We start from the raw sequence: 19,330 nt of genomic DNA, 5'->3' as shown, positions 1-19,330 counted from the left end.
CGCTGGAGCAGATCGCCGGTGGACCCTTCACGTTACCACGAGAGCCTGCACTTCCGAAAGCTGGATCACGATCCAGGTCGCGACCTCGGACGTGCCGACGCAGGGTGCAGCGCGCGGCGGGCGATCCGCGGAGCTCCACCGCGCGTCCCGCCACAAGGAGAAGAGTCATGAAGCCTTTCACCTCCCCTCGTACGCTCGGCGCGGCGGTCGCGCTCCTCGGCCTGAGCAGCTTCACGGTCCTCGGCGGCGCGTGCTCCAGCACGGATACACCCGACGGGCCTACCGCCGAGCACCTCGGCGCGGCGGACCAGCACCTCATCCTCGGCGTGCTGTGCCCGCTCTTGGCCGTCAACGGCAAGGTCCAGATCTGCCACCATACCGGCGCGGCGAGCTACCCCTACACCATCCTCAAGACCAGCGTGCAGGCCTGCATCAACGAACACTCCGGCCACGCCAACGACTACATCGCCGTGCTCGACCCGACCTGTCATGGCGACGGCTGTCTGCCGGTGGACGCGCCCTGCGACGCCAACGTGCCGTGCTGCGACGGGCTCACCTGCCAGGACGGCACGTGCACCGACCTCTGCGCCGGCGTGACGTGCGCAGCGTCCGACGCGTGTCACGCCGCCGGCACCTGCGACCCGGCCACCGGGCTCTGCTCGAACCCCGCCGCCGCCGACGGCACGGCCTGCGACGACGGCGACGGCTGCACGGTCACGGATAGCTGCGCCGCCGGGACCTGCGCCGGCAGCGGCACTCCGTGCCAGAACGGCGGCACCTGCGACCCCGGGGAGCCCTACACCTGCACCTGCCCGGCGGGCTTCACGGGGCCGAACTGCGAGACGCCCACCTGCGTCCCCACCACCTGCGCCGCTCAGGGAGCGACCTGCGGCACCATCGACGACGGCTGCGGCGGCACGCTCACCTGCGGCGAGCCCTGCGTCGCCTCCGCCTGTCCCTGCGACGACTTGATCCCGGCCTGGCAGGCCGCGCTGGCCGGGACGATCTTGACGGATGGGTCGTGCGACGGCTACAGCTTCCCGGGGCCCTGCGGAAGCGCGCCCGACCATTCCTGGGCATTCTCTGTGAATGGCTCGAACCGCACGCGCATCATCGCTGGAGACGAGGGCGGCACTCTCTTCTGCGGTGTGCAGTTCCATAACAGTTCCTTCGGTTGCGGTGGGCAAGGCGTCGAGTTCCAGGACGGCCTCACCCCGGCGGAGGCCGCGGCGTGCAGGGCCGAGGTCCTGAACTTCGCGGCGTCCCAGAACGTCACCTGCCACTGAGCCTGCCGCTCCCGTCGATTCCGGGTGCAGGTCTCCATGTTGAGACCACGAATCCACATACGGAGATGATGATGAGATAGCTCGCAGCTACCTGCGCAGCGCTGTTGCGCCTCGGTCACGGGGCAGCGAGTTCAGCCTCACCCCAGGGACAACCGATGACGCCGGCGCGCTGACCTCTGCCCTGGCGGCGTCCGGGGGCGCGATCAACGTGGCATCCATGAGCTACAACGGCGCGGCGACCGCTTCGGGCACGTACTCCAGGGGTCCGCTCGGCAGCGCGGACGGCGCGGACGCTGGGGCTGGGCCCCGTCGACGCCGGGAGCGACGCTGCGGCCGAGGGAGACGCCCGCAGCGCGGGGGACGCCCGCAGCGCGGAGGACGCCCGCAGCGCGGGGGACGCCGGTGCGACGCGGGAGCCAAGAAACGATGTCGCCCCGGCCGGCGGCTGCAGCGCGGCGGGCTCGCGGGACGACGGGGGGACGGCTGCCATCGCCGGCCTCGGGCCGCTCCTCGCCTCGCGCCGCAGGCGTACGAGCAGCGCCACCCGCGCGTAACCAGCTCGGCCGGCAGCCTCGAGCGCGCCACCAATGCACGCTCGGCGGCTCGGCACACCCGGCGCTTATCGATGCGCTCAGAATGCCTCATCAGGCGCATGAACCCGCGTTCCTGCCTTGTCGCGAGAGCGAGGACTTATCAGCTCGCACGCTCACGCAGGTTGCTTTATAGTCGCACGGGTCACGCGAGGGGGGACACGCGTATGACTCGGGCGGAAGCGACGGAGGTCCACCGTTGCGGTCGCTTTCTGCTCCGCAGGCAGACGATCGCTGACAGGAAAGTCGTGGAGAAGACCGCCCGGGGGAGCCCTCCGGCCCAGGGCGCGGCGGCGCTCCTGCTCCGGGAGCACGCCTTCCTGCGCCGGCTCGACGTGCCGGGGGTCGCGCGGCCGCTCGCGCTGGAGGGCCCGGCGGGCGCGCCCGTGCTCGTCCTCGAGGACGCAGGCACCGAGGACCTCGAGCGGCGGCTCGCCCGGGGGCCGCTCGCGCTGGACGCGTTCTTCGACGTCGCCATCGCGCTCGCCGATACATGCGCGCGCATCCACGCGAGCGGCGTGGTTCACCGCGCGATCGCCCCCGGCCGCGTGGTCCTCGGCGCCGGCGGGCAGGTCACCCTCGTCCACTTCGCGGACGCGGCCGAGCTCACGAGCGTGCCCGCGGCGGTGGAGCTCGATCAGCTCGAGGCGCTGCCCTTCATGTCCCCCGAGCAGCTCGGGCGGATGAACCGGTTCGTCGACTGCCGATCCGACCTGTACGCGCTCGGGGCGACCTTCCACGCCATGCTCACCGGCGCGCCGCCGTTCCAGGACCCCGATCCGCTCGCGCTCATGCACGCCCACATGGCGAGGAGCCCCGTGCCCGCGCACGTCGTGAGCCCCCACGTCCCGGCGACGCTCTCCGAGCTCGTGCAGCGGCTCCTCGCCAAGATGCCGGAGCTGCGGTACCAGAGCGCCGCGTGCCTGGCCGAGGACCTCCGCGAGGCGCGGAGGCGCTGGTCGACCGCGGGCGCCATCGAGCCGTTCGAGCTCGGCCGCCTCGACCTGGCGCAGCGGCTCCCGCTGCCCGAGCGCCTGGTCGGGCGCGACAGCGAGCTCGCCGCGCTGCGCGGCGCGCTCGCCGCCGTGTCGTGCGGCGGGACGGAGCTCGCGCTCGTGACCGGGGAGGCAGGCGTCGGGAAGACCGCCCTCATCAAGGCGCTGCAGGCCACCGTCGCCGAGCAGGGCGGGCGGTTCATCGAGGGGAAGTTCGATCTGCGCGCCGCGAACGTGCCCTATGCGTCCCTGGCGGAGGCGCTCCGCGCCCTCGCGGCCGCGCTCCGCGCCGAGCCGGAGGAGAGCCGCGCGCAGCTCAGGAAGGCGGTGGGCGAGCGGTGCTCTCCGCTCGGCGAGCTCTGCCCGGAGCTCGCCGAGCTCGTCGCGGCGTCGCCCGAGGCGCCCGCCACGGATCCGATGCGCGTGGAGAGCCTCTTCCTCCTCGCGATCCAGGACTTCGTGCGCGCGGTGGCCAGCCAGCGGCCGCCGCTCGCGATCTTCCTCGACGACCTCCAGTGGACGGACGCCGCGTCGCTCCGCGTCCTCCGCGCCCTGGCCGCAGATCCGGGCAGCAAGCACGTGCTCCTGCTCGCCGCGTACAGGACCCGGGAGGTCGGCCCTGAGCATCCGCTCCACAGGACCCTCGAGGAGCTCCGCCAGGCGAAGGCCGTCCCGATCACCCACCTCGCGCTCGGCCCGCTCGACGTCGATGCGGCCGTCGCGCTGCTCGCCGACGCGCTCCGCTGCGAGCCGGAGCAGGCCCGGCCGCTCGCGGCGCTCCTCCTCGCCAAGACCGCGGGCAACCCCTTCTTCCTCCGCCAGCTCCTCCGATCGCTCCAGGAGAAAGGGCTGCTGCTCTTCCACGCGCACGCGAGCCGCTCGACATGGACATGGGATCTCGGCCGGATCGAGCGGATCGGGGTCACCGACAACGTGGTCCCGCTGATGACGGAGTCCGTCCGCAAGCTGCCCGGGGAGGCGCAGGAGCTCCTGCAGGTCGCCGCGTGCATCGGCAGGCGCGCGGAGCTCAGGACCATCGCGGCGGTGTCAGGCCGATCCCTCGACGAGGCGACGGCATCGCTCGGCCAGCCGCTCCGCGAGGGGCTCGTCGTGGCCGACAGCGCGCGCGAGCGCGAGGGGGAGCTCGCGGTCCGGTTCGCTCACGATCGCGTCCAGCAGACGGCCTACGAGCTCGTGCCGGAGGAGCGGCGGAGGCGGCTGCACCTGGAGATCGGCCGCTTCCTCGAGGCCTCCTGCGACGACGGGGCGGAGGGCGCGCTGTTCGACGCCGCGGACCAGCTGAACCTCGGCGCCGCGCTGCTCGACGCGGCGCAGCGGGACAGCCTCGCGCGGCTCAACCACCGCGCCGGCGTCAAGGCGCGCCGCGCCGCGGCCTTCGGCCCGGCGCTCGCGTACTTCCGCAGCGGCCTCGGCCTGCTACCGGAGGGCGCCCCTCGCTCGCGCTACGAGCTCTGGTTCTCCCTCCACCGCGACGCGGCGGAGTGCGCCGCGCTGACCGATCAGCACGCGATGGCCCGCGCGCTCGTGGAGGAAGGGCTCCGCCACGCGGCGTCGATCCCCGAGCGGGTCGATCTGGAGGCGCTCCGGATCATGAGCGCGACGATCACCGGCGAGCACGACCTGGCGCTCCGCTGGGGGCGCGACGCGCTGCGCGCCGCCTTCAGGGTCGAGCTGCCCGCGGCGGACCTCGACGGGGAGATCGCGGCGCAGCGGCGGGCCATCGCCGAGCTCCTCGGGGCGCGCTCGCCCGAGTCGCTCGTCGACCTCCCCCGCGTGACAAGGCCAGAGCAGCGCGCTCACATGAGGCTCTTCGCCGAGATGGTGGCCCCCGCCTGGTTCTCGGACCGGAAGCAGCTGGTGCTCCTCACCTCGCTCGGCGTCCGCTTCGCGCTGGAGCACGGCAACTCGTGCGAGTCGATCCTCGCCTACGCAGGGCACGCGATGATCCTGGCGGCCGAGGGCGATCTCCAGAGCGCCCAGGGCTTCGGCCGGCTCGCCGTGGAGCTCGCGCGGGCGTTCGAGGATCGCGCCCAGGAGACGATCGCCCGGTACATGTACACCGAGTTCATCCACCCCTGGGTCGCGCCGTTCGCCTCGAGCGCGGCGCCGTTCCGGGAGATCGTCGCCCTGGGCCTGTCGTCCGGCGAGCTCCGCTTCGCGTCCTACGCGCTCACGGGGCTCGTGGGGCAGTCGTACGCCGCAGGGGTGGAGCTCGATCGCGTGCTGGTCAACCTGAACGACGGGCTCGCGTTCAGCCGGCAGACTGGCAACCAGCCGACGCTCTTCTACCAGCTCGCCTACCGGCAGACCATCCGGTGCCTCAAGGGGCTGACGAGGCGCCGGAGCGTGGCCGACGACGCCGAGTTCGACGAGCGGGCCTTCCTCGAGGCGGCGCGGGGGGAGCCGCCGGCGAGGTGCGTGTATCACATCATGCGCCTCAAGGCCTCTTACCTGTACCGGGACCTGGCCCAGGCCATCGCGCACTCCGACGCGGCGGCCCCGGACCTGCACTTCATCGGCGGCTACACCCCCGAGTGCCTGCACGCGCTGTACACCGCGCTCACGCTGCTGTGGCGGTGCGACGGGGCCGACGAGCGAGAGCGGGCCGCGCTGCTCGCGCGCGTGGCCGACCTGCTGCAGCGCCTACGGCGGTGGGAGTCGGGCTGCGCAGAGAACTTCCGCCCGAGGCGCCTCCTCGTGGAGGCGGAGCTCGCGCGCGTCGAGCGCGACGTCGACGCCGCCGCCGCGCTGTATGACGAGGCCATCGAGGCGGCGACGCACGCAGGATGCCTCCAGCTCGCGGCGCTCGGCAACGAGCTGGCCGGACGCTTCTATCATGGGCGCGGGCGCGCGCGGATCGCGCCCGTGTACCTGCGCGCCGCGCGGCAGGGGTTCGCCCGCTGGGGGGCCACGGAGAAGGCCCGCGCGCTCGCGGACGAGTTCATGCTCGGCGGGTCCGGCGACGAGCCCGAGCTCGGCGAGGAGCGCCTGCCGGCGGTCGCCCTCGACGCGCTCAGCTTGCTCAAGGCCGCGGAGACCCTCTCGGGCGAGATCGTGCTCGATCGGCTGCTCGAGAAGCTCCTGGGCGTCTGCCTGGAGGCCGCCGGCGCGCAGCGCGGGGCGCTCGTGCTCGAAGAAGAGGGGGAGCTCTTCGTTCGGGCCGTGGGGTCCGTCGCGGCCCCCGTCTCCCTCGAGCGCACGCCGCTCTCCCGGTCGCGCGAGGTCCCGTGGCGGGTCGTCGAGCGCGCGTACGGCGCGCGGGAGATCCTCGTGCTCGACGACGCAGCCAGCGAGCCGGAGCGCGACCGCGATCATCACTTCACCGAGGGCGCGTCGAGGTCGGTCCTGGTCCTGCCCATCCAGCGGAAGGAGACGCGGCTCGGGGTGGTCTACCTCGAGAACAACCTCACCACGTGCGCGTTCACGCGCGCCCGCGTCCACGTGCTGGAGCTCCTCTCGGACCAGATCGCGATCGCCCTCGAGAACGCCCGCCTCTACCGCGAGGCGCAGCAAGCGGTGCGCGTCCGTGACGAGTTCCTCAGCGTCGCGTCGCACGAGCTGAGGACGCCCGTCACCTCCCTGCGCCTCGACATGCAGGCGCTGCTCCGCCGGGACCGCCACACGTCCGAGGAGCGCCTCGGGCGCGCCCTGCAACGGATGGATCGGCAGGTGCACCGCCTCGTCCGGCTGATCGAGGATCTGCTGGACGTGTCGCAGCTCGACACGGGCCGGCTGAAGCTGCACGTCGAGCCGGTCGACCTCGCGAAGGTCGTGGACGATGTCCTGGAGCGGCTCACCGAGCGCATCGCGCAGTCGGGCTCGCCCGTGAGCGTGCGCGCTGAGCCGTCCGTGGTGGGGTCGTGGGACCGGAGCCGGCTGGAGCAGGTCGTGTCGAACCTGCTCGACAACGCCCTCAAGTTCGGCGCCGGCAGGTCGATCGAGGTCTCGGTCGCGCAGAAGGACGGCACGGCAGAGCTCGTGGTGCAGGATCAGGGCATCGGGATCCCGCCAGGGCGGCTCCCTCACGTGTTCGAGCGGTTCGAGCGCGCCGTGTCGAGCCGCCACTTCGGGGGGCTCGGGCTCGGGCTCCACGTCGTGAAGAGCATCGTGGAGGCGCTCGGCGGGGCGGTGCGCGGGGACAGCCGGCTGGGCGAGGGCTCGCGGTTCACGGTGGAGCTGCCCTGCGCGCCGCCGGCGGCGAGCCGGGCGGCGCCGGCGACGGTCGACGGCGCGCGCCAGAGGCTCCCCTAGCCCCCGCCTGCCCCCGTGCCCTGCTCGAGCCTCGCGAAGAGGCTCGCCAGCTCGGCGGCCGACGCCACCCCGAGCTTCTCCACCCCCTCCGCCCTGTAGAGCCGCACGGCCGACAGGGAGATCCCGAGCTCCGTCGCGATCTGCTTGTTCAGCATCCCCCGCGCCACCCGCTCGCACACGTCGCGCTGGCGCGGCGAGAGCGCCGCGAGCCGGGCGGCGAGCGCCTCCACCTCGGCCCGCGCCGCCCGCGCCTCCGCGTCGAGGACCAAGGCGCGCTCCACGGCTGCGAGCAGCGCCTCCGCGTCGAGGGGCTCGGCGAGGAAATCCACGGCGCCCGCCTTCATCGCCTCCACCGCCACCGTCACGTCCCCGTCGTCGCTGGTGAAGACCACGGGGAGCGCGCACCCTTCCTCGCGCAGGAGGGCCCTCACCTCCAGGCCGTTCACATCGGGGAGCTGGACGTCGAGCACCACGCAGCCCGCTCCCACCCCGCGCGCGGCCTCCAGGAAGGCGAGCGACGACGCGAACGCCTGCACCGCGTGCCCCGCCTCCTGGAGCAGCCCGGCCGCGGCCCCGCGCCAGGAGGCGTCCCGGTGCACCAGGAAGACGGTCGCCGCCTCCGCTCCTCGCGGGGACGGGCTCCTCGCCCTGGCCCGCGGGCGCGTCGGCGCCTCGGCCGCGAGGAACCCGCGCCGCCGCGTCTCAGCGGGGGTCTCGCCGAACTCCGCTGCATAGGCGGCGCCGAACCGCTCCACGCGCAGGTAGCCGGCCGCGTGGGCCACGCTCGCCGCGGTCTCGCCCGGCCTGGCCAGGAGCAGGCGCTCCCGCGCCAGGAGCAGGCGCCTCTTGCGGAGGAAGTCCCACGGGGTGGCGCCCCGATGGGCAAAGAAGGCGCCGTCGATCGAGGCCATGCTCGCGCCCGCGAGCCTGGTCAGAGCGGCGGTGCCGATCGGGCCCTCCGCGTTGGCGTCGAGGTACTCCTCGACGAGCCGCACCACGCTCCGGCTCGACGGCGGCGCTGCCTTCTCCAGGAGGTGGGCGTGATCGTGGGGCTGCCCGAAGAGCAGCGCGCGCGCCACCGCCTCGCCGAGGCTGGCCATCACCGCGGGGTGGCCGAGGGCTCGCCCTGCCCGCTCGGTCTCCGTGGAAAGGAAGCGGCAGAGCCGCGCCAGGAAGGTCCCGGGGCCGTCGGTGGTGGGCATCGACAGCGAGAACGCAAGGGGCCCGCGGACGGCCACGCCGGTGAGCGCCTCGAGCTGCGCCTCGAGATAGCGGGCATCGACGCGGAGGTTCATGGGGCGGGCCGGGCCCTCCGCGCTCCACTCGGACCGGGCCCCCGGCGAGAAGACGGCGGCGCTCCGGCCAGGGGCGATCTCCGCCGCGTTCCCCGACGAGGCCGCCCGTACCGAGCCGCCGGTCGCCAGGCTGACGGTGTAGCCCGAGCTCACGCCGCGCAGGCACATGCCGGAGGCGAAGGCGCCCGAGAAGAGGGCGACAGGCCCCATGTCGACGGGGGTGGCACGCCACTCGAAACGGTGACCGCGGCCGACGACGTCGGCGGTGAGGTCGCCGTAGACCGTCGCGAGGAGCACGCGGGCCGCCTCCAGATCGCGCGTATGGATGAGCGGAGGGCGTTCGAGCCCCTGGCGAGCGGATCGGTTGGGCATGGAGGTCTCGGGCGGGCTTCAAGGGGAGAAAACAGATTCAGCATAGCGGCTCAAGAGACCGCACCTAACACGCGCCCCCCTCGGAGACTGGGATCCTCGTCTCGCGCTCCGGATCGGGCGTGCGTGCTCCTGCCGCTCGCAAATGGCGGGCCGTCCGCGTGGGAGGTCGCGGACGCCGACCAGGACTACTGCACGAGCGCGATGGTGCGGGGGCTCGGCAGCTCGGCCCGCTGCGGCGCCTTCGCCGCCTTGTTCACGACGTCGGGCGCGCCTTCACGAGGTTGAGGCTCGCGCTCCGCAGTTGAGGCCTGCAGGCAGCAGCAGCGGGTGGCGGTTGGTGCGGCCACGCCGGCGATTACGTCCTCAGCACCGACCCGAGCTCGCCGCTCTAGAATAACGAGGATGAGGGCGCGCGCCGGTTGATCCATCTCCGCAGCGCCTCGGCGAGCGTCGGATACGTGACCAGGGTCGAGAGCTCGATCCCGAGCTCGACCATGATCTTCGCCACGCTCGGACGTATCCCCGAGACAAGCCCCTTGCAGCCGACGAGCTCCACGGTGCGCATGATCTTGAAAAGGTGCTCCGCGGTCGCCGGCTCGACGACGTCCACGCCCGTCAGATCCAGGATCACAGCGCTTGATTGCCGGCGGGTGACGTGCTCGAGCAGCTGCTCGAGCAGCGCCTCGGCGCGCGCGGCCTCGAGCTCGCCGATGAGGGGCACCACGAGCACGCCCGACCACACCTCGATGATCGGGCTCGACAGGCTGATGATGGCCGCTTGCTGCCTCTGGATCAGCTCGAGCTGCTCCCTCAAGCTCCTCTCTTGCTTCGCCCGCTCGGTCACATTCTCGGCCGCGGCGTAGATCCGCTCCACCTTGTCTCCCCACGTGCTCAAGACGGGGATGAAATGGTTTTGCCATTGCTGATCGCCGATCCTGGTCACCATGGAGAATTGCTCGCCGCCCAGTGCGCGCTGCATGCTCTCCGCGAAATCAGGGCGATCGCTGTACACATGGAACAGGTTTGCCCCGATCATTTCGCGGCTCTCGACACCGAGGTCTCGCAGGCCCCCGCCCGCAGACAGCGTACATGTCCCGTCCCGCTCCATGGCCCAGATGACGACCGGGAGCTCTCCGACGGCGGCGTGCAGGGCCTTGGCCTGGAGCGTCTCGTGCGCGTTTTGCGTCACGCAGATCGACGCGGCGATGATGGCGGTGACATCGCCGCGCTCGTCGCGCAGAGGCTCCTGAAAGCGAATCCAGTAGTCTTTCCCCTCCATGCCGTCCGTGTTGACGCTCTCTCCCTGGAGGACCCGGACCGCTTCATCGTAGGATGCGCTGCCAGGCGGGTAGATCTCCAGCGCGTTGAGCCCGACCGACTGACCCGGCTTGAGCCCGAAATGAGCGAGCCCGGAGCCCTCCGAGAGCAAGATCGTCCCGTCCTTGGCGATGGCCCATACGACGGCGTCCATGCGTTCAAAGAGCGCACCCAGGATCAGGGTCTTGAGCGGGACGGGCTGGCCGGAGGCGGCGAGAGGCGCGAGGGGCGCAGGCAGCGTTTGACTCGGCGTGGCAGGCCCGTCGAGGCGCACGCAGAGCGCACTGGCGCCCGCCTGCCATATGGTCCACCGCATCGGAAAGCCGGCCTTGGGCCCTGACGCAGCGCGCGCCACGAGCGCCGCCGGGCCTTCGTTTGTGGCGCGTCGAGCGCTGGTGAAGTGCGCGTGATCCGCCGGGTCGATACAATCGAGGAGCGAGGTCGACTCTCCGAAGTTCACCCGAAAGGCGCGGTTTCGTTCGATGATCGTGTCATCTCCCTCGACCAGGGCCAGCGGCTCGGGACACGCATCGAACGCCGAGCCGAGGAGGGCGGAGAGCGAACTTGTCATAGCGTGTCACGCTAGCAGTCCCGGCGAAACGACACAACAGGGATGCAGGCTCACGTCGCGCTTCCGCACCGGCGCGAGAGCCCGAGCATTCCGCTCAGCATTCCCGCTCAGCATCTCCAACTATCCGTGTCCCCGCGGCGCCGGCTCGACCGAGGTGCCCCCACCGCCAGGCCGGTGGCTCGCGGCCTTTGAAGCTTAACACGGCGCGGGGATGTCCCGCCAGTTGGATCAAGATCCAGTGGCGTTCTGTTCGGGGTCGTGCAGGCCAGACCTGCCCTTCGAGATGGTGAGCGTGAAGGAAGCGAGCACCTGCACGCCGTTCAGACACGTCTTCGAAACGTCCTGGATCTTGGGTCCAATGTGTGCACCTGCATCGCGAGGCCTGATGTCACTCGGCCAACGGTGCCGGGAAACCACCCGCTGCACGGCAGAATGACTGAGTTTCGCCATTGGAGGCAGGCGCCAATTCACGCGAGAGTCGATATCCATGACTCGCGCCAGATCCAGCCCAGGTCTCGACCAAACACCGACGCTCCACCGCGCTCCTGAGCCTGCCCGGGGGGCCGGTCACGCGGCGGCGCCGCCCCTCTCGGTCTCGCGCATCCATCTCAGCACCTCCGATCCCGACGAGATGTCCCCCGCCCTCGCCCGCCTCTGCCCGGGAGTGGCGCTCCGGCCCCTGAAAGGAGCCGTTTTCAGGTGCGAGCTCGGTGTCGCCACGGTAGGTCCCGTGAGCTTCGTCACAACAGACTGGGCCCTCGGCGGTCGGCTGGACGCGGCCACCCTGCACGATCGTTACGCGCTGGGGCTCGCCGGGGAAGGCAGCAGAGACACCGAGGTGGAGGTCAGGAGCCAGCGCCTCTCGATGACCCATGGCAAGCGGGCGATCCTCTTCGTTCCAGAACGGCCCGTGAAGATCCAGATGCCGGCGGGCGGCAAAGGGCGAAGCCTCACCGTCCTGCGATCTGCGCTCGAGGCGCACTTCGCCATGCTCACGGGCCACGCGCCGCGCGAGGCGATCCTCTTCGAGCCCGACCTGGATCTCACGGGCGGCGGCGGCGCGACGCTCCAGGGGATCGTCCGCTCGCTCCGGGAGGAGCTCGAGCGCCCGGCGCTCTCGCCCTTCGTCCGGCCCTATTTCTGCGAGGTGCTGCTCACAGCGCTCGTGACCATCCCGCGCCACGCAGACTCCCCTCTGCTCGAGCTGGCGCCCCCGCGCATCGCTCCAGCGGTCGTGCGTCGGGCCGAGGAGTACATCGCCATGCACGCGGGCGAAGCGATCACGCTCGCGGACATCGTCGCCGCCGCGGGGGCGCCTGCCCGCTCGCTCCAGGCCGCGTTCCGCGCGGCGCGCGGCGTCACGCCGATGGGGTTCCTGAAGATCCGGCGGCTCGAGCTGGCGCGCCACATGCTCCTCGCCGCCCTGCCCGAGACGACCGTGGCGGACGTCGCCGGCGCGATGGGCTTCCGCAGCGCGGGGCGGTTCAGCGTCGACTACAGGAAGCACTTCCGCGAGAGCCCATCCGAGACGCTCGCGCGCCGCCCTCCTGCCGAGCGACGGCGCGGCGGCGCGCGCTGATCGAAAAACGCAAGCTGATCGAAAAGCGCAACGATGATGCGCTGCGTCTGTGAAGGCGATTGCCGGATGGATCGCAGGCGGGTATCCGGGTATCGGGGTCCGGGCTCGGCTACAGCAGGAACACGATGAACCAGATCTATCTTCTGCCAGGCTTCATGGGGTTTCAGGCCTTCGGCGAGATCGCTTATTTCAGGCGTGTCCCGAAGATGCTCGTCGAGTTCCTGGGGGAGCTCGGCCACGACAGGGTCGAAGTACACGAGTGCCCCACGATCCCGACCGGATCCATCGCTCGCAGGGCGCAGCAAGCGCTCGAGTTCATCGCGGCGCACGGCGGGGAACAGGCCGAGAGCGTCCACATCGTCGGCCACTCGACCGGTGGGCTCGACGCGCGGCTCCTCGCGACGCCGGGCGCGAGGCTCGTGCCGGGCCAGCTCGAGGAGCGGATCGGCCGGCGCATCAACTCCATCGTCACGATGTCGACGCCCCATTACGGTAGCCCGATAGCGTACCTGCTGCGGAGCCTGCCGTTCCGGAGGACGTTCGAGATGCTCGGGCTCCTCGGCAGGCCCGATGGCAGGAAGGGCTTCCAGGCGCTGGCGCGCGTCATCGAGCTGGTGGCGCGCGCCGACGACTGGACGGGCCGGACCGATACGTTCCTCGACGCCGTCGTCAACAAGATGCTGAAGCGGGTCGGCAAGGACTCCGATGATCTGATGTTCAAATTCCTGAGCGAGATCTCGAATGATCAGGGCGCGTCCATCCAGCTCACGATGGAGGCCATGCACCTGTTCAACGCCGCCGTCGCGGACCGCCCGGGGACGCAGTACAGCTCGATCATCTGCGTGGCGCCGCCGCCGAGCTCGTTCCCGTTCCGTCCCGCCGATTTCTTCTCGCCGGTGCGGGCCGTCTCCATCTTCGCGTTCTGGGCCCTGTACCGCATCACCTCGGCGGTCCCCAGGCAATACCCCTGCACGGCGCTGGACATCGAGACGCTCAACCTCAACGAGCACTCCGCCCCCATCGAGATCACGAGGACATCGAACGACGGCGTCGTCCCGTGCCAGAGCCAGGCTTACGGAAAGGTGCTGGACATCGTGCTCGGCGACCACCTCGACGTCGTCGGGCACTTTCCGGGCTCGGGCGGTGATCGCCACGCCGACTGGCTCCCGTGCGGGGCGGGCTTCGACGAGGAGCGGTTCCGCCGCGTGTGGTCCCTGGTCGCCCGCGAGATCGCGGGCAACATGCCGGTGAAGCGGCGGGCGGCGCCCACCATCGTGGCGGCGCGCGCGACCAGGCCCCCGTCGTCGAAGAACGGGAAATCGAACGGGAAGCCGAGGTCGAAGCTCATCTCCACCGCCAGCTGACACCTCCTCGAGCTGGGCCCCCGAGGGGTTCTTCGACCCTGGAGCCGCCATGCTGAACGATCCCGATTCCCTCGAGAACCGCGATCCCCGGTTCATCAAGAGGCTGACGAGCGTCCTCGACAGCACGATGGCGCCCTATCATCGGACGGAGGTCCGCGGGCTCTCGCGGATCCCCCGCCAGGACGGGCTCATCTACGTCGGCAACCACAACGGCTATCCGTACATGTCCGACTTCTGGCTGTTCACGGCCGCGCTCTTCAACGAATACGGGATGAGCCGGTTCCCGTACGTGCTCGCGCACAAGCTGACGATCAGGCTGCCGCTGCTCAACCAGATCTTCACCAGGTACGGCTGCGTCCGCGCGTCCGGGCAATGCGCGGCGCGCGTTCTGGAACGCGGGTCCCCGCTGCTCCTGTATCCGGGCGCCGAGGTGGAGCTCATGCGCCCGCACCGGGAGAGGACGCGCCTTCGCTTCAACGGGCGCACCTCTCATATCCGGCTGGCCATGAAGTACGGCGTGCCGATCGTGCCCGTGGTGTCCGTCGGCAGCCACTCGACGGCCATGATCCTCGACGACCTGCCCTGGCTGGCGGACGCGATCGGGGCCAAGAGCAAGCTCGGCATCAACGCGTGGCCCCTCATGCTGAGCATCCCCTGGGGCCTGACGCTGGGGCCGTTCATCCCGCCCTACATCCCGTGGCCTTCCAGGATCCTCATCGAGGTCCTGGAGCCGATGACGTGGGCCCCGCAGGGCGCGGGCCCGGAGAGCGAGCGCCACATCGCCGCGTGCGCGGCCCAGGTCGAGCAGGCGATCGTGAGCGCGCTCGCCCGCCTGGAGGCCGAGCGAATGACCCAGGAGCGCCCCCCGCTCGAGGTGTTGAAGGGCGCCTTCATGAGGGCGCTCTCGTGGATCGAGGCGCACATCGACGCGCTCTCGCGCTGGCTCGTCGAGGCGGGCACGCGCCTGCTGGGGCTGTCCGGCAGGGGCGAGGCGCAGAGAGCCGCCCCCTCGGACCTCGTGAAGGTCGCCTCCCAGCTCGCCCAGGACGTGCGGCACGACGTGGACCTCCTCCGCGAGATGCAGCGGCGCTCGGAGCGCAACGCTGCCGCCGTGTCGCGTCGGACCACCGCGACCCGGGCGGCGCGGAGGCCGCGGTTCACGGAGCGCGAGATCAACGAGATCCTCGCCCAGGCGAGGAAGGGCAAGAGCGTGCACAACGTGTGTGATGAGCTCGGCATCTCGGCGAGCACGTTTTATCGCTGGCGGTCGCAACACACGGGGCGCCTCGTCCACAGCGGTTGAGGCGAGCGGTCTCTCTCCATGGCCTTACCCACGCTGGATCCGGGCACAGCGGCTGCGGTGCGTGGCCGATCTCCACGACGGACTCGGGGCTCGGTCGCCGTGGACGGCCAGGCGCGCAAGCGCGAAGGGATCGCGCGGAGGGCGAGGGGCGCCGCGGCGGCCTCGCTCCTCGCGGTCTCCCTGGGCTACCCGATGGGCGGCATCACCGCGGCCGCCGTCACGCCTGACGCGGCGGAAGCGGCGGCGGCGACGGGAGACGGGGGCGCGCCGTGCCGAGACGCCGCCGCCGGCGCGCGGCGGGGGCGCGTCGAGCAGCTCGTCGTCGCGGCGCGGCTGAGCCCGCAAAGCAGCGCGGAGGCCGGCGCGCTGCTCGGTCAGGTCATGGGCGAGCTGCTCGCGCTGCAGCCGGAGATCGAGTCGCGGTCACCATCGGCTTCGCGCTGAAGGATCTCGCCGCGTCGGTCCTCGCCGGCGTGACGCTCATCATCGATCGGTCCTTCCAGGTCGGCGATCGCGTCAAGTTCGACGCGTTCTATGGCGAGGTCACGTCGATGGGCCTGCGCTCCCGAGGCGCAGTACGCGACCACCCTGACGGAGCGGGTGCTCGCGGCGTTCCGCGAGAAGCACATCGCCCTCCCCGGCGAGCCCGGGTGAGGAGGACCGGCGCTGCGACGAGCGCTGGAGGCGGCCACCCGCAGCCGCGAACCGTCCTCATGGCAGCCGCGAGCCGCCCCGTCACGCGGGCGGGCGCCCCGCCCCCGCGGGCTCGAGCGGTGTGCTCACCGGCAGATGTCGATCGCCGTCTTGCACTTGCCGTTCTGGCAGTAACCGTCGCTCCCGAGGGCCGGGTCCGGACACTCGACGTCCGGACAGTCGGCGTTCGTCGCGCACGTCTTGCCGGTCGCCGGCGTCGTCGCCATGTCCACCGCCCTCTCGTAAAAGAAGGCGCACAGGGCTCCTGCGTCGGGCTCCTGGCTCTGAGCCGCCACCTCCTGCAAGGCCTTCTTGTAGCGCTCGTTCTCGTCGAAGCACGGATGGTCCGCCGGGAGCTCGGCTGCCTCCGCGCCGACGTCGCTCTCGCAACCCTGCTGCTGCGCCGCACAGGCCATGAGGCTCTTGAGCTGCTCGAACACAGGCGTGCAGGCCTTCAGCTCGTTGATCGCCTGGAGGTGGAGCAGTCCCATGTTGGCCGCGCACCGCTCGGCGGTCACGCCCCCGCTCAGCTTCCCGCACTCGGCCAGCTTGCCGCAGAGGAGCTCCTCGGACTCTGAGTCAGGTGCTGTCGCGCTCCAACAGCCCGGCAGGGCCGCCGCGACGAGGCCGAAGAAGGGAGCGCTGAGGAGGACGGTCTGGAGCGTCTTCATGGCTTGTCATCTACCTTTCATGGTGATCGCCGGCGAGCCCGGCAGGCGGCCGCCGTGGCAACCGGCGTGCCGCCCCTCCACGCGAAGGGTCCTCCGACCAGCAGCGGGCCGGGCAGCGCACCGATCCAGCCGCGCCGAGCGGTCGCCCCGCGGCCACGCGCGCGTCCTGGGCCGGGCGCGCGCGTGGCAATCGTTGCCCTCATGGCAAAGATTGCCAGCGCGGCGGGGCATGGGCATGGCAAGAATTGCCATCGCGCCGACCCCGCGCGCCGGCCCCCCCGAGGCGACACGCCTGGCGGCGCCGTGGGCCGCCTCGAGAAAAGGAGTCGCCGCGGCACAGCACGGTACAGGTGCGCGACCGCGGCCGCGTTCGGCGGTGCAAGGTGGCATGCCCCTTGCGGCGCGGCTTGCTCCCTTGCTTCACTGCGATACCCGGAGCGAGCTGCCGGGCCACCGGGAGAGGAAAGAGCGAGGCGAAGATGCGAGCATGGACGCGGACACGGGGCACGGTGAGGAAGGGGAAGGTCACGGGCCCTCCGCGGGGCGGCTGGACGCTTCGTCACGTCGTGGCGATCGCATTCGTGATGGCGCTGGTCGCCGTCACGGGTGCATGCCTCCAGGGCGGGAAACGTTGCAACGATAGCTTTTGTCCGATCGGACATCAATGCGACGAGGCAAGAAACATATGCTTTGCCCCGGGCCGCCGCGACACGTGTGGCAACGGGGTCAAAGAGGAAGGCGAGGCTTGCGACGACCGGAACACGAACAGCGGCGACGGGTGCAGCGCCGACTGCACCTCCGACGAGCGCTGCGGCAACGATGTCGTCGATAACGATTTCGTCGATGACGTGCGGGACGAAGTCTGCGACGACGGCAACGAGCGGAACGGCGACGGGTGCAGCGCCGACTGCACCTCCGACGAGCGCTGCGGCAACGGCATCGTCGATGCCGCGGCTGGCGAGGTCTGCGACGACGAAAACGAGCTGAACGGCGACGGGTGCAGCGCCGACTGCACCTCCGACGAGCGCTGCGGCAACGGCGTGGTCGACTCGACGCGCGGGGAGGAATGCGACTGCGGTGTTGACGGATCGACTCTGACCGACCTGCTGTGCCGAGGCGACCAGAACTCTGATCTCAGCGGGTATTGCAGGCACGACTGCAAGAAACATTGCGGCGACGGGAAGCTGGCAGAGGACGAAATCTGCGACATCAACGTGCCGGTCAAGACATCCTGCGTATCCCTGCGCTATGATTTTGGCCGACCGCGGTGCATCAACTCCTGCGCCGACCTATCCGCCGCTCAGTGCGGAGTCTGGAACTGGCGCCTGCAGGAGCCAGTTACATCGAATTCGTTGGAATGGATGTGGGGAAGCGGACCGCAGGATGCATTTGCCGTGGGTGATAACGGCACGATCCTGCACTTCAACGGCCAGGAATGGCAGGCCATGCCGTCGCGCACAACCGAGCATTTGTGGAGCGTGTGGGGCAGCGGGCCGCGGGATGTATTCGCCGTGGGTGATAACGGCACGATCCTGCACTACGACGGCCAGGACTGGCAGCCCATGCTCCGATACGGATCGGAATCGTTGTTAGGCGTGTGGGGCAGCGGGGCGGACGATGTATTTGTCGTGAGCTACGAGGGCACGATCCTGCACTACGACGGCCAGGACTGGCAGCCCATGGATTTGCCCATACCCGATGACGTGGATGGGTTCCGTGGCGTGTGGGGAAGCGGGTCGGACGATGTATTTGTCGTGGGCTATGTAACTGTCGTGGTCCATGGTGTCGCGAGCGAGGAGGGTCGGCTCCTGCACTACGACGGCCAGGACTGGCAGCCCATGATCTTGCCTCGATCGGAGGCGTTGCATGGCGTGTGGGGGAGCGGGTTGGACGATGTATTTGTCGTGAGTCGTGACGGCACGATCCTGCGCTACGACGGCCAGCACTGGCAGGCCACGACCCCGGCCCCATCGGTGTGGTTGCATGGCGTGTGGGGGAGCGGGCCGCTGGACGTCTATGCCGTGGGTGAGCAGAACACGATCCTGCACTACGACGGCCAGCACTGGACGAAGATGACCTCGCCCCCAGCGGAGCTATCGTTTTATGGCGTGTGGGGGAGCGGGCCGCAGGATGTCTTTGTCGTGGGTCGTGATGGCGCGACCGTGCACTACAATGGCCAGGAATGGCTGCCCATGACCCCGCCCACACCAGAACCGTTGTCTGACGTGTGGGGGAGCGGGCCGCAGGATGTCTTTGCCGTGGGCGCAGGCAAGATCCTGCACTACGATGGCCAGGAATGGCTGCCCATGGACTTGCCCCCGGCCGGCGATGTGCAGGGGCTCTCCAGCGTGTGGGGGAGCGGGCCGCGGGATGTCTATGCCGTGGGTGAGAACGGCACGATCCTGCACTACGACGGTCAGAAATGGCAGGCCGTGTCCCCGCCCTCATCGAAACGCTTGTACGCTGTGTGGTCAAGCGGGCCGACGGATGTCTTTGCCACAGTCAATGACGGCACGATCCTGCACTACGACGGCCTGGCATGGCAAACCATGATCCCGCCCACACCGGAATGGTTGTCTGACGTGTGGGGGAGCGGGCCGAAGGATGTCTTTGCCGTGGGCGCAGGCACGATCCTGCACTACGATGGCCAGGACTGGCTGCCCATGGACTTGCCCCCGGCCGGCGATGCGCAGGGGCTCTCCAGCGTGTGGGGGAGCGGGCCGCAGGACGTCTTCGCCGTGGGTGAGAATGGCACGATCCTGCACTATGACGGCCTGGAATGGCAGGCCATGAGCTCGACGACGCTGGCAGATCTGGATGGCGTGTGGGGGAGCGGGCCGCGGGATGTCTTTGCCGTGGGCGAGAGCGGCATTCTCCTGCACTACGACGGGATCTCCTGGCTCAAGCTCAATTCGACGACGGAGCGCCGTCTCACGGCGGGGTGGAGCGCCGGGAGCACGTCCTTCGTCGTCGACGATGGCGGCGTCATCTACCGTCACGCCCGGACGACGCGGTAACCGGC

At 70.6% G+C, this 19,330-nt stretch carries 11 protein-coding genes and 1 pseudogene; 9 read left to right on the top strand and 3 right to left on the bottom strand.

The window, feature by feature from the left end:
• The first annotated feature begins 167 nt into the window (after positions 1-167).
• Positions 168-1,286 (top strand): calcium-binding EGF-like domain-containing protein, encoded by a 1,119-nt coding sequence (locus tag WME89_RS20965; RefSeq protein ID WP_438010896.1) that lies wholly within the window; start codon positions 168-170, stop codon positions 1,284-1,286.
• 757 nt (positions 1,287-2,043) lie between these two features.
• A complete protein-coding gene (locus WME89_RS20960) occupies positions 2,044-7,143 on the top strand; it encodes a sensor histidine kinase (RefSeq protein ID WP_438010895.1) in 5,100 nt (1,699 codons plus the stop codon).
• On the opposite strand, the gene WME89_RS20955 is transcribed toward WME89_RS20960, so the two are convergent.
• On the bottom strand, positions 7,140-8,810 hold the full coding sequence (locus WME89_RS20955; protein ID WP_438010894.1) for a response regulator: 1,671 nt from the start codon (positions 8,808-8,810) through the stop codon (positions 7,140-7,142). The genes WME89_RS20960 and WME89_RS20955 overlap by 4 nt on opposite strands.
• Positions 8,811-8,933: 123 nt before the next feature.
• Between WME89_RS20955 and WME89_RS20950 the strand changes: the two genes are divergently transcribed.
• Positions 8,934-9,095 carry a hypothetical protein gene (locus WME89_RS20950; RefSeq protein ID WP_438010893.1) on the top strand — a complete coding sequence of 54 codons (162 nt, stop codon included), beginning with the start codon at positions 8,934-8,936 and terminating at the stop codon, positions 9,093-9,095.
• Between the two features lie 103 nt (positions 9,096-9,198).
• On the opposite strand, the gene WME89_RS20945 is transcribed toward WME89_RS20950, so the two are convergent.
• Positions 9,199-10,698, bottom strand: a complete 1,500-nt coding sequence (locus WME89_RS20945; protein ID WP_438010892.1) for an STAS domain-containing protein — start codon at positions 10,696-10,698, stop codon at positions 9,199-9,201.
• Between the two features lie 487 nt (positions 10,699-11,185).
• On the opposite strand from WME89_RS20945, the gene WME89_RS20940 reads away from it, so the two are divergent.
• The 5 genes and pseudogenes from WME89_RS20940 to WME89_RS20920 all read left to right on the top strand — a co-directional run.
• Positions 11,186-12,277 (top strand): AraC family transcriptional regulator, encoded by a 1,092-nt coding sequence (locus tag WME89_RS20940; RefSeq protein ID WP_438010891.1) that lies wholly within the window; start codon positions 11,186-11,188, stop codon positions 12,275-12,277.
• A 125-nt stretch (positions 12,278-12,402) separates the two neighbouring features.
• The gene (locus WME89_RS20935) at positions 12,403-13,641 is read left to right on the top strand and encodes an esterase/lipase family protein (RefSeq protein ID WP_438010890.1); all 1,239 of its coding nucleotides are present in this window, start codon (positions 12,403-12,405) and stop codon (positions 13,639-13,641) included.
• 49 nt (positions 13,642-13,690) lie between these two features.
• A complete protein-coding gene (locus WME89_RS20930) occupies positions 13,691-14,944 on the top strand; it encodes a 1-acyl-sn-glycerol-3-phosphate acyltransferase (protein ID WP_438010889.1) in 1,254 nt (417 codons plus the stop codon).
• 99 nt (positions 14,945-15,043) lie between these two features.
• Complete coding sequence (locus tag WME89_RS20925; RefSeq protein WP_438012105.1) at positions 15,044-15,388, top strand: hypothetical protein; 345 nt, start codon at positions 15,044-15,046, stop codon at positions 15,386-15,388.
• Positions 15,343-15,510: pseudogene (locus tag WME89_RS20920) on the top strand (mechanosensitive ion channel domain-containing protein); the annotation flags it as partial. The gene WME89_RS20925 and the pseudogene WME89_RS20920, both read left to right, overlap by 46 nt.
• 213 nt (positions 15,511-15,723) lie before the next feature.
• Here the strand turns inward: WME89_RS20920 and WME89_RS20915 are convergent.
• On the bottom strand, positions 15,724-16,308 hold the full coding sequence (locus WME89_RS20915; RefSeq protein WP_438012104.1) for a hypothetical protein: 585 nt from the start codon (positions 16,306-16,308) through the stop codon (positions 15,724-15,726).
• Between the two features lie 566 nt (positions 16,309-16,874).
• Between WME89_RS20915 and WME89_RS20910 the strand changes: the two genes are divergently transcribed.
• Positions 16,875-19,325 (top strand): DUF4215 domain-containing protein, encoded by a 2,451-nt coding sequence (locus WME89_RS20910; protein WP_438010888.1) that lies wholly within the window; start codon positions 16,875-16,877, stop codon positions 19,323-19,325.
• The last annotated feature ends 5 nt before the right edge of the window (positions 19,326-19,330 follow it).

The sequence above is a fragment of the Sorangium sp. So ce321 genome (assembly GCF_051530195.1).
In the GTDB taxonomy this organism is placed as follows: domain Bacteria; phylum Myxococcota_A; class Polyangia; order Polyangiales; family Polyangiaceae; genus Sorangium.
The sequence above is the reverse complement of the archived record's forward strand: the minus strand, read 5'-3'. Positions and strand labels throughout refer to the sequence as shown.

Excerpts from the sequence above, each read along its gene's own strand:
- WME89_RS20965 (WP_438010896.1), top strand. The coding sequence starts at position 168 with ATGAAGCCTTTCACCTCCCCTCGTACGCTCGGCGCGGCGGTCGCGCTC.
- WME89_RS20960 (WP_438010895.1), top strand. The coding sequence starts at position 2,044 with ATGACTCGGGCGGAAGCGACGGAGGTCCACCGTTGCGGTCGCTTTCTG.
- WME89_RS20955 (WP_438010894.1), bottom strand. The coding sequence starts at position 8,810 with ATGCCCAACCGATCCGCTCGCCAGGGGCTCGAACGCCCTCCGCTCATC.
- WME89_RS20945 (WP_438010892.1), bottom strand. The coding sequence starts at position 10,698 with ATGACAAGTTCGCTCTCCGCCCTCCTCGGCTCGGCGTTCGATGCGTGT.
- WME89_RS20940 (WP_438010891.1), top strand. The coding sequence starts at position 11,186 with ATGACTCGCGCCAGATCCAGCCCAGGTCTCGACCAAACACCGACGCTC.
- WME89_RS20935 (WP_438010890.1), top strand. The coding sequence starts at position 12,403 with ATGAACCAGATCTATCTTCTGCCAGGCTTCATGGGGTTTCAGGCCTTC.
- WME89_RS20930 (WP_438010889.1), top strand. The coding sequence starts at position 13,691 with ATGCTGAACGATCCCGATTCCCTCGAGAACCGCGATCCCCGGTTCATC.
- WME89_RS20915 (WP_438012104.1), bottom strand. The coding sequence starts at position 16,308 with ATGAAGACGCTCCAGACCGTCCTCCTCAGCGCTCCCTTCTTCGGCCTC.